The following is a 15,875-nucleotide window of genomic DNA, read 5'->3' as shown; positions in this document are numbered from 1 at the left end:
CGCGAAATTGAACACACTCCATTGTGGGAGCTGACTGGCTCCCACAATGGATCGCACTTACTCCAGCGGCATCACCGTGACCCGCACCTCCGGATCATGGCTCCCTCCCCCCAGAATCACCCCGCGCAACGGCGAGACATCGGAAAAATCCCGGCCCCAGGCCAGGGTGATGTGCTCCAGCGCCGGCTGCACGTTGTTCGTCGGATCGAAATCCACCCAGCCCAGCACCGGGCAAAACACCGAGACCCAGGCATGGGACGCATCGGCGCCGATCAACCGTGGCTGCCCCGGTGGCGGTTGCGTCAGCAGGTAACCGCTGACGTAACGCGCCGCCAGCCCGCGTGAGCGCACACAGGCAAGCATCAGATGCGCAAAGTCCTGACAGACCCCGCGTCGGCGCTCCAGCACTTCCACCAGCGGCGTCGCGACTTGCGTCGCTTCGGCATCGAAGGTGAACTCGCTGAAAATCTTCTGCATCAGGGCCTGCACACCCAGCATCAACGGCCGGCCGGCCGGGAAACAGCTCTCCGAGAACTCGACGAAACTGCGCTTCAGGTGCACGTAGGGCGACTGGAATCGATAGCGACAGGCTTCCAGCAACGAGGCAGACAACGGCTGACTGCTGTAAGTCAGCACGTTGCGCGTCAACTCCCAGGCCGGTGACTGCTGGAAATCCACCACGGGTCGCGCCAGCACTTCCACCGTCAGCCGTGCGTTGACCTGCAATTCATCATGCGGCCGTTCGAAGGCCAGGCGGGTGAGCGGATTGCCGAACACATCCTGCTCGTCACGGCGGGTGGTCGGCTCCGGACTGATCAGCAATTGCTGTTCGGTGCAACGCTGCCACTCGCATTCGCGCGGCCACAGGTGCGCCAGTTGCTGGGCCAGGGACACCGGACTGTCGTAGCGATAGCACGTGTCGTGAAGGATCTGGTAATGGGCGCTCATCAGACGGACACCGTGCGCTGGCTGACATCATCGACATGGGCGAAATGGCGCAGGGCCAGACGATCCGACACCTGACTGCTGGCGTCGGCGATCTCCTGCAGCAGATCCGCCAGACCGTCGAGGGCCGCGCGCACGCTGGGTTCGCCGAACAAAGGATTCTCCAGACAGCTCAAGTCGAAACGCGCCAGACGCTCGACCAGCGTCGGCAATCCTGCCTCCCTCGGCACTCCGAAGTCATCATTCAAACGCTTGAGGGTGCGAGTCACAAGTTTCAACTGGAACAACACCGCATGGGGGTTCTGCTCATCCAGCAGCAACAGGTCAAGCACCGGAATCAACTGCGCCACTGCCAGATAACGCGAGCGATAGGTGATGCTGCTGTTGCCCAGCTCCAGCAACCACTCAAGCCCGGCCTGATCGAACGCCCCGGCGCCGCGCAGAAAACCCGCAAGGCTGCTGCTGAGAAATTGCAGGCGTTCGATGCGCCGGCCGATCATCAGGAAGCGCCAGCCTTCGTCACGGGTCATGTCGTCGAGGGCAAACCCGGACAGCGCCGCCAGCGACATCACCAGCCGGTTTAGAAAATCCAGCAGCTCGCCGAAGTCCGGTTCGTCGGTGTCAAGTTCCGAAGCCTCACGTTGCAACTCCACCAGCGCCTGCCAGTTTTCCCGGGACAACTTGCCGCGCACCTGCGAAGCCGCCCACTGCAAGCGCTGCAGGTTGGAGCGCAGGCTGAACGACCAGTCCTCGCCGAGCAGTGCCGCGAGCAAGCGTTCCGGAAGTTCACCTTCATCCGGCAGCAGCATCAGCCGCTCGCCCAGATCCACAGCGGCCTGCAAGGCCTGTGGATCATCACCGTCGACGTACCGCGCCAGCATGATCCGCAACAACCGCGCGCTGTCGTCACAGCGCTCGCAGTAACGGCCGAACCAGAACAGATTCTCCACCACCCGCGACGGCAGGTACGGATCGCGCCGCACCAGATCAGGCACGCCGATATTGCGCTGGGCTTTCCACTGTTCCCCGCTCGGCGGTCGATCCCCCAGCACCCAGGTGTCCTTGCTCGCGCCACCGCGCTGCATCGACACCACTTCGGCATCGGCTTCGGCCGCGACCCGGGTCAGGCCACCGGGCAGCACCCGATAACCGTCGTGACTGGCCACCGCGTACATGCGCATGCCGATTGCCCGGGGTTGCAGTTGCCCGTCCTCGGGCTGCCAGATCGGCGCCTGAGACAGCTGCGCAAGTTCTTGCGCGACATACGCATAAGGGCGGGCCTGCATGCGCGCAGCGAGGCTTTCACGCTGTTTTTCGCTCAGATCCCGACCCAATACCGGCGTAAAGCTTTGCGAAGGGAACGCCGGTTTGATCAGCAGCTCCGGCAATTTTTCCAGGGCCTGGGCCAGCACCGGCGCTTCGCCGCACCACCACGTGGCAATGGACGGCAGGATCAGATCTTCACCGAACAGGTACTGATTGATCTTCGGCAGGAACCCCAGCAGCCCCGGCGACTCCAGTACTCCACTGCCCAGTGCATTGGCGACCAGAACCCGGCCCTGACGCACCGCCTCCAGCAATCCCGGAACGCCCAGCGCCGAATCCGTGCGCAACTCCAGCGGATCACAGAAGTCGTCGTCGAGGCGGCGCATGATCGCGTGCACCCGGCGCAGGCCACTGAGGGTTTTCAGGTAGACCGTGGCATCACGCACCGTCAGGTCACCGCCCTCCACCAGCGGATAACCGAGCTGGCGCGCCAGATAAAGATGTTCGAAATAGCTCTCGTTGAAACGCCCCGGGGTGAGCAGCACCACCAGCGGCGCGTCATCGTCGCACGGGGCCTGACGGGCCAGAGTTTCCTGCAGGGTGCGGAAGAAGCCGGCCAGATGCTGCACCTTCAGATCCCGGTACAACTCGGGGAAGGCGCGGGACACGATGGTGCGGTTTTCCAGCGCATACCCGGCACCCGATGGCGCCTGAGTGCGATCCGCCGTCACCCACCAGCGCCCGTCCGGCGTGCGCGCCAGATCCACGGCATACAGATGCAGAAAGGCCCCGTCCGGTGGCGCAATGCCCTGACAGGGCCAGAGGAAGTTGTTGTGACCGAACACCAGCTCCGCCGGCAGCAAGCCTTCGCGGATCAACTGCTGCGGGCCATACAGGTCCGCCAGCACCGCATTGAGCAGCCGCGCGCGCTGGGCGATTCCGGCCGACAGCTGTTGCCACTCGTCAGCGGCGATCACGTGGGGCAGCAGATCCAGTTCCCACGGACGGTCCGCGCCCTTGGGGTCGGCATAGACGTTGTAGGTGACACCGTTTTCCTGAATCTGCCGGGTCAGCAACGCCTGACGCTGCACCAGGTGCGCCGGGGTGCTGCGCTGCAAATGGTCGACCAGTCGCCGCCAGTGCGGGCGCACCGCTCCGCTGTCGTCGAGCAGTTCGTGATAGGTGCCCGCCGTCAGCGGGTAGCGGTCAAGCAGGTCAGGCATGGAAAGCTCGGCAGCCGGCAAGGAACGGTCAGACTAACGCAGGCACATGACGCCCGGATATACGAAAAATCCGGGCGTCGCGTACGACTTAGAAACGTCGTAAATCGAGTGTCATCGGCAGCTCGTCGGAGATTGTCAGGTTCGGTATCGGAAGCTTCCCCGGCGTATGTCCGATGCGGAAGAAACGCGCCATGCGCCGGCTCTCCGCTTCGTTGGCGTTGACCGGCAGCGTTTCGTAATTGCGCCCGCCGGGATGGGCGACGTGGTACTGGCAACCGCCCAGCGAACGTTGCATCCAGGTGTCGAGCAGGTCGAACACCAGCGGCGCATGCACCGGGATCGTCGGTTGCAGGCAATTGGCCGGTTGCCACGCGCGGAAACGCACACCCGCGACAAACTCGCCAACCCGTCCGGTCGGTTGCAGCGGCACCGGGATGCCATTGCAGGTCAGCAGATAGCGCTGCGGCGGCAGCCCCGTGAGTTTGACCTGCAAGCGCTCCAGCGATGAGTCGACGTAGCGCACCGTACCGCCCGCTGCGCCCTCCTCGCCCAGCACATGCCAGGGTTCGAGAGCCTGACGCAATTCCAGCTCGATGCCGTTGACGGCGTAATCGCCGACTTTGGGAAAGCGGAATTCCAGATGAGCCGCAAACCATTCGGCACGCAGCGGATAACCGGCACTGTTGAGCTCAACGATGACGTCGGCGAAGTCCTGCTCGATGAAGTGCGGCAGCATGAAGCGGTCGTGCAGCTCCGTACCCCAGCGCGCCAGTTTCGGCGGCGCATAGGGCTCGCGCCAGAACCGCGCCACCAGCGCTCGCAACAACAGCTGCTGCGCCAGGCTCATGCGCGCATGGGGTGGCATCTCGAAACCACGCAACTCCAGCAACCCGAGGCGCCCGGTGGCGCCATCCGGTGAATACAGCTTGTCGATGCAGAACTCGGCGCGATGGGTGTTGCCGGTAACGTCGATCAGCAGATTGCGCAACAGCCGATCCACCAGCCATGGGGCGCACTCTTCTCCCGGCGCCGGCATCTGCGCGAAAGCGATTTCCAGCTCATACAACGCATCGTTGCGCGCTTCATCGACTCGCGGCGCCTGAGAGGTCGGGCCGATGAACAGACCGGAAAACAGGTAGGACAGCGAAGGATGGTTGTGCCAGTAGCTGATCAGGCTACGCAGCAGGTCCGGGCGGCGCAGAAACGGTGAATCGCCCGGTGTCGCGCCGCCGAGGACGAAATGGTTGCCGCCGCCGGTTCCGGTATGTCGCCCGTCGACCATGAATTTCTCGGTGGACAGTCGGGTCTGGCGCGCCTCTTCGTACAGAAATTCGGTGCGCTCGACCAGCTCGTCCCAGGTCGCCGACGGCTGCACGTTGACCTCGATCACGCCGGGATCCGGGGTGATGCGGAAATTGCTCAGGCGCGGATCGCTCGGCGGCTCGTAGCCTTCCAGCAATACCGGACAATGCAGCTCCTCGGCGGTGGCTTCGATGGCGGCCACCAGCTCCAGATAATCCTCGACCCGCTCCAGTGGCGGCATGAACAGGTACAACCGGCCCTCTCGGGCCTCGGCGCACAAGGCGGTGCGGGTCAGCCAGTCGGCGGACTCGTCGATTTTCGGCACACGATCGTACGCCGGAGCCGGCTCACCGTGTTGGTTAAGCTGCGCTGTTTCGGGCAGCTCGGGGAAATCCTGATTCGGGTCGTTCGGATGAATGAACGGGTACTCCGCCGCCTTCACCCAGGGCTGTGAACCCAACGGCAGGCGATAGCCCAGCGGTGAATCCCCCGGCACCAACCGGCAATGCTCATCGCGCAGGTACCAGCGCCCGCTCTGCCACTGATCGCCCTTGGCGGTGCGCGCCAGCGGCAGCACCTGGCCGATGACCTTGTCCAGCCCCTGACTGAACACCTTGCGCAGTCGCGCACGTTCCAGCGGCTCCTCCAGACGCGAGTCTTCGGCGCTGACGTTGCTCGGCAAGGCGCCCTCGCGCCAGAGGTAATAGAAATTGTCTTCGTAGGCCGGGAAAACGAAGCGTGTCGGCAGTTTCAGGCGTTCGGCGACACTCGCCAGAAAGCGCCCGGCCAGTTCACCCGTGGCGCCGTAATCCTGCTGCTCATCGGCGATCAGTGCATTGTTATGCCAGATCGGCACGCCGTCGCGGCGCCAGTAGCAATTCAGCGACCAGCGCGGCAGTTGCTCGCCCGGATACCACTTGCCCTGACCGAAATGCACCAACCCCTTGGGCGCGTAATGTTTGCGCAGGCGCTGGAACAGTTCGGCGGAGAGCCGACGCTTGTCCGGGCCCAGCGCGGCGGTGTTCCACTCGGCGCCATCCGGGTCGTCGATGGACACGAAGGTCGGTTCGCCGCCCATGGTCAGGCGCACATCGCCTTCCAGCAGGTCGGCATCGATCTGCCGGCCCAGCGACTGGATCGCCAGCCATTGCTCATCGGTGTAGGGCTTGGTGACCCGGGGTGCTTCCCAGATCCGCTCCACGGACATTTCGTGGCTGAATTCACACTCGCAAGGCTCCACCAGACCACTGATCGGCGCCGCCGAGGACGGATCGGGACTGCAGGCCAGCGGGATATGCCCTTCACCGGCGAACAGCCCCGACGTCGCATCAAGGCCGATCCAGCCGGCGCCGGGCAGATACACCTCGCACCACGCGTGCAGGTCGGTGAAGTCCACTTCGGTGCCGGACGGGCCGTCGAGGCTTTTCACGTCGGCGGTCAGTTGAATCAGGTAACCGGAGACGAAACGCGCCGCCAGCCCGAGGTTTCGCAGCAGTTGCACCAGCAGCCACGCCGAATCCCGGCAGGAGCCGGAGGCGTGTTCGAGGGTATGCTCCGGGGTTTGCACACCCGGTTCCATGCGGATCAGGTAATTGATGTCTTCGCTCAGACGCTGATTGAGCGCCACCAGGAAATCCACGGCCGGCAACGGCGTGCGGTCGATGGCATCCAGATAGGCCTTGAATTTAGGCGTCAGCGGCAGGGTTTCGAGGTACGGCGCCAGCTCCTTGCGTTCGTCGGCGGCGTAGGCGAAGGGGATTTTCTCGGCGTAGGGCTCGAGGAAGAAGTCGAACGGGTTGAACACCGCCATTTCGGCCAGCAGATCGACCTCGATCCGCAGTTCGGCGGTTTTCTCGGGGAACACCAACCGTGCGAGGTAGTTGCCCTGGGGGTCCTGCTGCCAGTTGATGAAGTGCTGCTCGGGCGAGACTTTCAGCGAATAGGACAGAATCCGCGTGCGGCTGTGAGCAGCCGGGCGCAGACGCACGATCTGCGGGCCGAGTTCGACAGCGCGGTCGTAGCGGTAATGCGTGACGTGATGCAATGCGACATGAATCGACACGGCGTGCCTCCTGCGAGCCCAAGCGTATTCGAAAGCGCGCAAGACTTATGCCATGCAGAGGCTTGGGCGCTTTCCCGGAATGCTTAGGGCAGTACAGCACCAAAATCGGGCGATGCGGTGAAATGCTTTGGCACAGTTGCACGCAAATGTTGCGAGGCACAACGCAAAACGCCAACCCGAAGGTTGGCGTTCTGTTTTAGCTCAAGTGTGTTTCAGCGCGGTACGACCGGCTTGCGTGCCGGTTTCGGCCCTTTGCCTTTCGCGGCTTCCTTGCGCTCCTTGGCGGCCTGCTGGTTACGGGCGAATGCCGCGGCCTTGGCCTGTTCACGCTTGTCCCAAGGATTGCCGCCGTCGCTGGCGCGTGGAGGCAGACCGGTGTGCTGGGTGAGGATCTTGGTGGTCTTCTCTTTCGCGACCTTGTGGCTGCCGGCCGGGGTCGAGTTCTTGCGACGGGCACTCTGGTAGCTGTCGGTGGCCGGCTGGTGCAGCGGGATCAACTGGTGCTTGCCCGGCCCGATCAGGTCGGCGCGGCCCATGCGGGTCAGCGCTTCACGCAGCATCGGCCAGCCTTTCGGGTCGTGATAACGCAGGAACGCCTTGTGCAGACGGCGCTGCTCCTCGCTCTTGACGATGGTCACGCCGTCGCTCTTGTAGGTGACCTTGCGCAGCGGGTTCTTGCCCGAGTGGTACATCGCGGTGGCGGTAGCCATCGGCGACGGATAGAACGCCTGGACCTGGTCGGCACGGAAGCCGTTACCCTTGAGCCACAGGGCCAAGTTCATCATGTCTTCGTCGGTGGTGCCCGGGTGCGCGGCAATGAAGTACGGAATCAGGTACTGCTCTTTCCCCGCCTCCTTGGTGTACTTCTCGAACATGCGCTTGAAGCGATCGTAGGTGCCGATCCCCGGTTTCATCATCTGGTTGAGCGGACCTTCCTCGGTGTGTTCCGGGGCGATCTTCAGGTAACCGCCGACGTGGTGGGTCACCAGCTCCTTAACGTACTCCGGCGACTCGACCGCAAGGTCGTAACGCAGGCCGGAGGCGATCAGGATCTTCTTCACACCCGGTAACGCACGGGCGCTGCGGTACAGCTGAATCAGCGACGAGTGGTCGGTGTTCAGGTTCGGGCAGATGCCCGGGAACACGCAGGACGGCTTGCGGCACGCGGATTCGATTTCCGGGCTCTTGCAGGCGATGCGGTACATGTTCGCGGTCGGGCCGCCGAGGTCGGAGATGACGCCGGTGAAGCCCGGCACCTTGTCGCGGATCTCTTCGATTTCGCGAATGATCGACTCTTCGGAACGGTTCTGGATGATCCGGCCTTCGTGCTCGGTGATCGAGCAGAAGGTGCAGCCACCGAAGCAGCCACGCATGATGTTCACCGAGAAGCGGATCATGTCGTAGGCCGGGATTTTTTCCTTGCCGTACGCAGGGTGCGGAACACGTGCGTAAGGCATGCCGAACACGTAGTCCATTTCTTCGGTGGTCATCGGAATCGGCGGCGGGTTGAACCAGACGTCGACCTCGCCATGCTTCTGCACCAGCGCACGGGCATTGCCCGGGTTGGTTTCCAGGTGCAGCACGCGATTGGCGTGAGCGTACAGAACCGGGTCGTTACGCACCTTTTCCATCGACGGCAGGCGGATCACGGTCTTGTCGCGGGTCATTTTCGGGCTGGCCAGGATCTGTACGACCTTGGCTTCTTCCGGATCTTCAACCGGGCCTTTCTCCTGCTCGATCGCGCAAGCCTGAGTGTCCTGGGTGTTCACATACGGGTTGATGATCTTGTCGATCTTGCCCGGACGGTCGATGCGCGTGGAATCGACTTCGTACCAGCCCGCCGGCGTGTCGCGACGGATGAACGCGGTGCCGCGTACATCGGTGATTTCTTCGATCTTGTGACCGTAGGACAGACGCTGGGCGACTTCGACAATCGCCCGCTCGGCGTTGCCGTACAGCAGGATGTCGGCGCTGGCGTCGATCAGGATCGAGTTGCGCACGCGATCCTGCCAGTAGTCGTAGTGGGCGATGCGGCGCAGGGAGGCTTCGATGCCGCCGAGCACGATCGGCACGTGCTTGTAGGCTTCCTTGCAGCGCTGGCTGTAAACCAGGCTCGCGCGGTCCGGACGTTTGCCGGCCATGCCGCCCGGGGTGTAGGCGTCGTCGGAACGGATTTTCTTGTCCGCGGTGTAGCGGTTGATCATCGAGTCCATGTTGCCGGCCGCGACGCCGAAGAACAGGTTCGGCTCGCCGAGCTTCATGAAGTCGTCTTTGGACTGCCAGTTCGGCTGCGCGATGATCCCGACGCGGAAGCCTTGCGACTCCAGCAGCCGGCCGATGATCGCCATGCCGAACGACGGGTGATCGACGTAGGCATCACCCGTGACAATGATGATGTCGCAGGAATCCCAGCCAAGCTGATCCATCTCCTCCCTGCTCATCGGCAGGAACGGCGCTGGCCCGAAACATTCGGCCCAATATTTTGGATAGTCAAATAACGGCTTGGCTGCTTGCATGTCGATGACCGGTGTTGGCTTTCATTGAATTTCGCGGGCGCGGAATATAGCACAAATTTTGACCAATTCCGACGACTGTGGTCGGTTTCTCGTCGCACCGCCCGCCGCCACGCTCTCTGTTCAACAAACGGGTTCACTTATTCAAGGATGAATACGCATGCCTGCAAAACCACCCTCCATAGGCGTCACGACCGTCGAAGTGCACAATCCGCCTTCGAGACCTGTGACCGGACATTTTCCGGAGCACTCCACTTCGCCTCCGGTTCCTGCGGACACCCGCCTGTTCACGCCGCGTCCCGCACACGCCAGCCTCCCGGCAATCGACGGCCCGGACACGATCTCTCCCGCACCGTCCGTGACATTCGCCGAAAGCCTCTCAAACCCGACGGCTTCACCGAGAAGACTCAGGCTCGAAACCTATGGCATTCCTTCCGGTGTCCGACTGCCGGAGGCCGACACACAGGGTTTCAGAACCTTCAAGGGGCGACTGTTCGTCGAAGCGTACGATGGCAGCATTGTGCAAGTTGGCCTGGACCCTGAAAGCCGCATCTACCGCATCAGACTCAGCAATGAGTTGAACCCCTCGGGCCCTGTTCTCTTGCAGGATCCCCAGAGCAAACGCTGGTATCCACTGGATGAGTTCCAAGCCGGGCCCCTTGCACTGACTTCCAGTCGACTGGACGCATTCCGGACAGGCCTGGATTTCTCTGGCATCGCGCCGGACAGCGAGGGGCTGCACAACTTCGAAGGCAAGCGCTACGTGGTCATTGAAAGCCGCGCCTATCAGGTGATGCGCGACGTTGACGCCTCCTCTCCCGCGCACACCGTCTGGCGCATCGTCGCGTCGAAGGATCCGGTCGCCTCCGACAGCGAAAACACCTACCGCGCCAGTCGGGCCGGCTCCACCCTGGCCATCACTCGCACTGCCGAAGGTTTTTGGGTTCCCAGTCTGCATGGGCTCAAGGGAGGCATGCGTCGCAGTGCAATCGCTCAGCACAACAAAACCTATCTGCTCCAACGGCATGAGCCCATCAGGAATGCCTTCGATGCCCTGACCGCTTCCAACACGCGCTATGGCGAACTCTGGCGCCGTGCCCAACCCTTGCCTGAGGGCAGTGACGCCGAAAAGGCCGCGCTGATCGAGATCGAAGTGCATGTGATCAAGCACACAAGAATGCAGGCCGATTACGTCAAGTCACTCATCGACAACCGGGACTGGCTGATATTGCTCAAGGCAGGCGGACTCTATAAAGCCGAGCTTCATGCTCAGCAGATCAACAGAATCGACTACTTCAACAAACTGCTTGCAGTCATGGACCGCAGAGCTCTGCCAACCCTGCATGCAATCACCGTCGAGTCGCTCAAGCGCAACCTCGTCCACCTCGACAAAAAGCTGAAGATCATGGACGAGCGTCAGACCGTGATGGATCAGATTCAGAAGGCTGACCGCAGCGCCCTGGCGGTTCTGGAGGAGATGAATCGCAAAGTGCCCACGGTGGATCAGATCCAATCCAGCCAATACAACATTTGCCTGCGCCTGATCTCCGACGATCCGCAGAATCCGCAGGATCACGGCATGCGCAGTGCCATGGCCATGCACTTGCTCAAGCAGGATCTGAACGAAGTCTTCGGGTACTCCGAACCTCTTGCATTGCAATTGACGATCGAAAACATCAAAAGCGACAAAGCAGGCCTGGAGGCATTGCTCGCGTCGACAACGCCGGCCAAGGCAGAGTACGTCAGGAAGGCACTGACCCTGCTCGATGCCTTTGAATCGAAAATCGAAACCCGGCTGAACGATATCTTTGACCGGATTGACAACAACCAAGAACTGCCCGGCTACGATCAGGAAATCGATTTCGACTTCCTCCCTGGACAAGTTACCGGAGCCGCCGGAGACGCGGCGCCGCGAAAGTTGTTCCGAACCCGTCAAAATGGCACTTACCGTGTGCTGGTCGGCGTGCCGGACACCGCTGCCGACGGCCGCATCACCCTCAGCGTTCCCGACCTGTTCAAACCGAACGATCCCCCTCAACGCTACGAAATGAAAGAAGGTGAGTGGCAGCCCGTACGTTCCGCCCCGGCCCCGACCTCCAGACCTCAGCTGGTCAGCGAAGCGCTGGCGCGCCTTGGTAACGTGGAGGCGTACCTGGCCCAGGCTCGATTGATGGAAAGCCGAAAGGACAACCCGACCACCATTGTCGAATATCTGGGTGCCGAGACGGATCGACTCGCAGGTCTGGCGAAACACCTCGAGCTCCTCGGGCAAACGGCAGCAGGCGCTGAAACCTCCCACTTGATCAGCCGACTGAAAGCTGCCGCCGACTCAATGGGCGCCAAAGGCCAGGATATTTTGATACGGATGTACAAAAACAAGGATGTGCTGGACGTCCCGCGCCTGAACTTCCTGCTTGAGCATGCTCAACTCAAGGTGGTCAAAACGGTGGAGCGCAAGCAACTGGGCAAGGGTAAAGACAAGTCATTCCTGGACGTTTACTCGATCATCGACCGCTCGGATAACACGCCCTTGTGGGAGGCCCACTTTCACTACGACAGGCAGGACCGCGCTGCGCTGGATTACACCGTCAAGGGCGCACACCTGAAAACCCTTGAACAGCGCAGGCTCGGCAGCTCGTTTCAACAGCGCGAAGAACAGGCTGGTCGGCCCCACCAACGGATATGGCGGGAGTTCATCAGCCCCAGGGTTGCCCAGAAACTGTTTGATCAGCTGACGTGATCAATTGCGTTACTCGTCGTCGTCGAAGTTGTAACTGCCCGGCGCGAGGTTTTCGAAACGTGTGTATTTGCCGATGAAAGCCAGGCGAATGAAGCCGATCGGACCGTTCCGCTGTTTGCCGATGATGATTTCGGCGATGCCCTTGTGTTCGGTTTCCGGGTGATACACCTCATCCCGGTACACGAACATGATCACGTCGGCGTCCTGCTCGATCGCTCCGGATTCCCGCAAGTCGGAGTTCACCGGGCGCTTGTTGGGACGCTGTTCCAGGGAGCGGTTGAGCTGCGACAGGGCGACCACCGGGCAGTTGAATTCCTTGGCCAGGGCTTTCAGGGATCGGGAGATCTCGGAAATCTCGTTGGTCCGGTTGTCGCCGCTGGAACCCGGGATCTGCATCAGCTGCAGGTAGTCGATCATGATCAGGCCGATGTCGCCGTGCTCGCGCACCAGCCGCCGGGTCCGGGCACGCATCTCCGACGGACTGATGCCGGCGGTGTCATCGATGAACAGCTTGCGGTCGTTGAGCAGATTGACCGCCGAGGTCAGACGCGGCCAGTCGTCGTCTTCCAACTGGCCGGAACGTACCTTGGTCTGGTCGATACGGCCGAGGGACGACAGCATACGCATGATCAGCGATTCGCCTGGCATCTCGAGGGAGTACACCAGCACCACTTTGTCGCTGCGCAACACGGCGTTTTCCACCAGGTTCATCGCGAAGGTGGTCTTACCCATCGACGGACGGCCGGCGACGATGATCAGGTCGGCCGGTTGCAGGCCGCTGGTCTTCTCGTCGAGGTCGGTGTAGCCGGTGGACAGGCCGGTGATCGAGTCGGCAGTGTTGAACAGGGTGTCGATGCGGTCGATGGCCTTGGTCAGCAGGTCATTCACACCCACCGGGCCGCCGGTTTTTGGCCGGGCCTCGGCAATCGCGAAGATCTGCCGCTCGGCTTCGTCGAGGATTTCCTCGGCGGTGCGGCCTTCGGGATTGAAGGCGCTGTCGGCAATTTCGGTGCTGATACCGATCAGCTGACGCAACGTCGCGCGCTGGCGGACGATCTGCGCATAGGCCTTGATGTTGGCGACGGACGGCGTGTTTTTCGCCAGCTCACCCAGGTAACCGAGGCCGCCGACCTGCGAAGTCTGACCTTCCTTGTCCAGTTGCTCGGCAAGGGTCACGACATCGATCGGCAGGTTCTGATCGGCCAGTTTGGCGATCGCACGGAAAATCAGACGGTGGTCATGTCGGTAGAAATCGCCGTCGGAGACTTGATCGAGCACGCGTTCCCAGGCGTTGTTGTCCAGCATCAGACCACCGAGCACGGCCTGTTCGGCCTCGATGGAATGCGGCGGCACCTTCAGCGCGGCGGTTTGCAGATCGTATTGCTCGGGAGCGGAGATTTCGTTCATGGCCACTTTTTAATCAGGAAAAGCAGGGAGTGCAGAAAGACAAAGGGCACGACCTGTAAACAGGATCGTGCCCGATGTTAACCGTCTGCCGGACAAGCCGCCAGTCGATCAGGGTGTTGCTTAAGCTGCTACCACGACAACGCGTACGGTGGCTTCAACTTCGGCGTGCAGGTGCACGGCCACGTCGAATTCACCCACGTTGCGGATGGTGCCGTTCGGCAGACGAACTTCGCTTTTCGCCACTTCAACGCCGGAGGCGGTCAGTGCGTCAGCGATGTCGTGAGTACCGATCGAACCGAACAGCTTGCCTTCGTCGCCAGCGGTGGCAGTGATGGTCACTTCCAGCTCGGCCAGTTGGGCAGCACGGCTTTCAGCCGAAGCTTTACGGTCTGCGGCGGCTTTTTCCAGCTCAGCGCGACGCTCTTCGAACGCAGCTAGGTTGGCAGCGGTCGCAGCGGTGGCTTTGCCGAAAGGCAGCAGGTAGTTACGGCCGTAACCAGCCTTAACGTTTACTTTGTCGCCCAGGTTGCCCAGGTTGGCGATTTTTTCCAGAAGGATCAGTTGCATGTGGAAATCCTCTTAACTTTTAACCTTCACCGTTCGCGTTATCGGTGTCTTTCGACACCCGACCGCGAAAATCAATCAGGCTGTCGACAATGGCCAGAACCACGAGCAACGGATAGATCAGCTGCATGAACAGCAACAGCGTTACGTACAACCCCACCAGCCAGAAACCGGCCAGTCGCCTTTGCGCCACCAGCCCGTGAATCAGGGCCAGCCCGGCGAACACCAGCGGTACACTGCACAACGGCGTCAACATGGCCATCTGTGCACCGAGATTCGGGCCCAGAAGCATTAACGCCAGCAGCAACATCGCCGGTCCCAGCGGGATCCGGATGGCGCGAAACTCGCGACCAAAACCACCCGGGTTGTACAACAACGCCTGCCAGTAACGCCCGACAATCAGGCTCAGCACGCTGACGATCTGCAACAAGGCCGCAATCAGGCCGGTCAGGACCGGTGCGATCAGCGACGCGAAACGCGCCTGCTCGTCTACCGACAATTGTTGGTAGGCATCACCGAGAAGCGCGGGCATGACCTTTACCAAGGCCTGCGCCAGCATCTCGATCTGGGGCGCAAACGCCGCCCCGAGCACCACTGAAAACACTAGCCCCATGGCTACGCTGACCAGCAGCGTGCGGACCCAAGACTCGCTTGCGCGCAACACCAACGCAAGCCCCGAAGACCCCAGCAGCACCAGAAGTGCCCGTGGGTCATCGGCATACAACCACCAGATCAATGCCGGCAGCAGTCCCAGTGACACGACGCCCAGGGCGTCGGCCAATCCGCGCCGCAGAAGCACCAGGCTCCCGGCGGCAGCACCCAACCAATACAACAACGGCAATGTTGCACACCCGGCCACTACGAGAGTGGCCTGCATACGGCCGCGCATGATGAACTCAGCTAAGGCACGCATGCATTCAATCCTTTGCTACTTGTCGACTGCCCGGTCTCAGCGGCCGTGGCTGTCGGTGTAGGCCAGCAGGGCCAGGAAGCGGGCGCGCTTGATAGCGGTGGCCAGCTGACGCTGATAACGAGCTTTGGTACCGGTGATGCGGCTTGGAACGATTTTGCCGGTCTCGGATACGTAGGCTTTCAGAGTGTTGAGATCTTTGTAGTCGATCTCCTTCACGTCTTCAGCGGTGAAGCGGCAGAATTTACGACGACGGAAGAAACGTGCCATTTGATAGGCTCCTTAAAAGGTCCGTGGATTACTCGTCAGCGTTATCGCTGTTGTCGCTGTCGCTATCGCTGTCATCGCCATCGGCGCTGCCATCGTGCTCAGGACGTTCGCGACGCTCACGGCGCTCACTGCGGTTTTCTTCAGCCTTGAGCATCTCGGACTGGCCGGTAACGGCTTCGTCGCGACGGATGACCAGGTTACGGATCACAGCATCGTTGTAGCGGAAGTTGTCTTCCAGCTCGGCCAGGGCCTTGCCGGTGCACTCAACGTTCAGCATCACGTAGTGAGCCTTGTGAACATTGTTGATTGCGTAGGCCAGTTGACGACGGCCCCAGTCTTCCAGACGGTGGATTTTGCCGCCGTCTTCTTCGATCAGCTTGGTGTAACGCTCAACCATGCCGCCGACTTGCTCGCTCTGGTCAGGGTGGACCAGAAAGATGATTTCGTAATGACGCATGAATGCTCCTTACGGGTTGTAGCCTGCCGCTCAAAAACGGTCAGACAAGGAGTGAATGACACTTATGGACTTGCTGGCGCGGGGCACATGAATGCCTGCCGTCACAGCAAGGGGCGCAATTGTAGAGAAGGGACTGAAGAGGTGCAAGGCAATTGGTGATTATTTGAACAGTCACACTTTCTGCCACACCAGAAAACACTGTGGGAGCGAGCCTGC

General features: G+C 61.4%; 10 protein-coding genes. 1 reads left to right on the top strand and 9 read right to left on the bottom strand.

Annotation, left to right across the window (positions count from 1 at the left end; all coding sequences use genetic code 11):
- Positions 1 to 57 precede the first annotated feature (57 nt).
- From JKA62_RS07960 to JKA62_RS07945, 4 genes are all read right to left on the bottom strand, one after another.
- The gene (locus JKA62_RS07960) at positions 58 to 948 is read right to left on the bottom strand and encodes a transglutaminase family protein (RefSeq protein WP_201817233.1); all 891 of its coding nucleotides are present in this window, start codon (positions 946 to 948) and stop codon (positions 58 to 60) included.
- Positions 948 to 3,434: a circularly permuted type 2 ATP-grasp protein gene (locus JKA62_RS07955; protein ID WP_201817231.1), complete on the bottom strand. Its 2,487-nt coding sequence runs from the start codon at positions 3,432 to 3,434 to the stop codon at positions 948 to 950. The genes JKA62_RS07960 and JKA62_RS07955 overlap by 1 nt, the downstream gene beginning before the upstream one ends.
- 88 nt (positions 3,435 to 3,522) lie before the next feature.
- Entirely contained in the window at positions 3,523 to 6,798 is a 3,276-nt protein-coding gene (locus JKA62_RS07950) for a transglutaminase family protein (protein WP_201817227.1), read from the bottom strand.
- 212 nt (positions 6,799 to 7,010) lie between these two features.
- Complete coding sequence (locus JKA62_RS07945) at positions 7,011 to 9,314, bottom strand: YgiQ family radical SAM protein (RefSeq protein WP_201817224.1); 2,304 nt, start codon at positions 9,312 to 9,314, stop codon at positions 7,011 to 7,013.
- A gap of 157 nt (positions 9,315 to 9,471) precedes the next feature.
- On the opposite strand from JKA62_RS07945, the gene JKA62_RS07940 reads away from it, so the two are divergent.
- Entirely contained in the window at positions 9,472 to 12,051 is a 2,580-nt protein-coding gene (locus tag JKA62_RS07940) for a hypothetical protein (RefSeq protein WP_011332194.1), read from the top strand.
- Positions 12,052 to 12,060: 9 nt separating this feature from the next.
- On the opposite strand, the gene dnaB is transcribed toward JKA62_RS07940, so the two are convergent.
- The 5 genes from dnaB to rpsF all read right to left on the bottom strand — a co-directional run bounded on the left by dnaB (position 12,061) and on the right by rpsF (position 15,659).
- A complete protein-coding gene (dnaB, locus tag JKA62_RS07935) occupies positions 12,061 to 13,458 on the bottom strand; it encodes a replicative DNA helicase (RefSeq protein ID WP_011332193.1) in 1,398 nt (465 codons plus the stop codon).
- Positions 13,459 to 13,578: 120 nt separating this feature from the next.
- Entirely contained in the window at positions 13,579 to 14,025 is a 447-nt protein-coding gene (gene rplI, locus JKA62_RS07930; RefSeq protein WP_003186385.1) for a 50S ribosomal protein L9, read from the bottom strand.
- A gap of 19 nt (positions 14,026 to 14,044) precedes the next feature.
- A complete protein-coding gene (locus JKA62_RS07925) occupies positions 14,045 to 14,935 on the bottom strand; it encodes a hypothetical protein (RefSeq protein ID WP_085611056.1) in 891 nt (296 codons plus the stop codon).
- Between the two features lie 36 nt (positions 14,936 to 14,971).
- Positions 14,972 to 15,202 carry a 30S ribosomal protein S18 gene (gene rpsR / locus JKA62_RS07920; protein ID WP_002551829.1) on the bottom strand — a complete coding sequence of 77 codons (231 nt, stop codon included), beginning with the start codon at positions 15,200 to 15,202 and terminating at the stop codon, positions 14,972 to 14,974.
- 28 nt (positions 15,203 to 15,230) lie between these two features.
- Positions 15,231 to 15,659, bottom strand: coding sequence for a 30S ribosomal protein S6 (gene rpsF / locus JKA62_RS07915; RefSeq protein WP_007950702.1), 429 nt, complete (start codon positions 15,657 to 15,659; stop codon positions 15,231 to 15,233).
- Between the last annotated feature and the right edge of the window lie 216 nt (positions 15,660 to 15,875).

Source organism: Pseudomonas sp. B7, assembly GCF_016735645.1.
GTDB classification, from domain to species: domain Bacteria; phylum Pseudomonadota; class Gammaproteobacteria; order Pseudomonadales; family Pseudomonadaceae; genus Aquipseudomonas; species Aquipseudomonas glycinae.
Note: the sequence above shows the minus strand (reverse complement) of the source record. Positions and strands in the feature narration are given on the sequence as shown.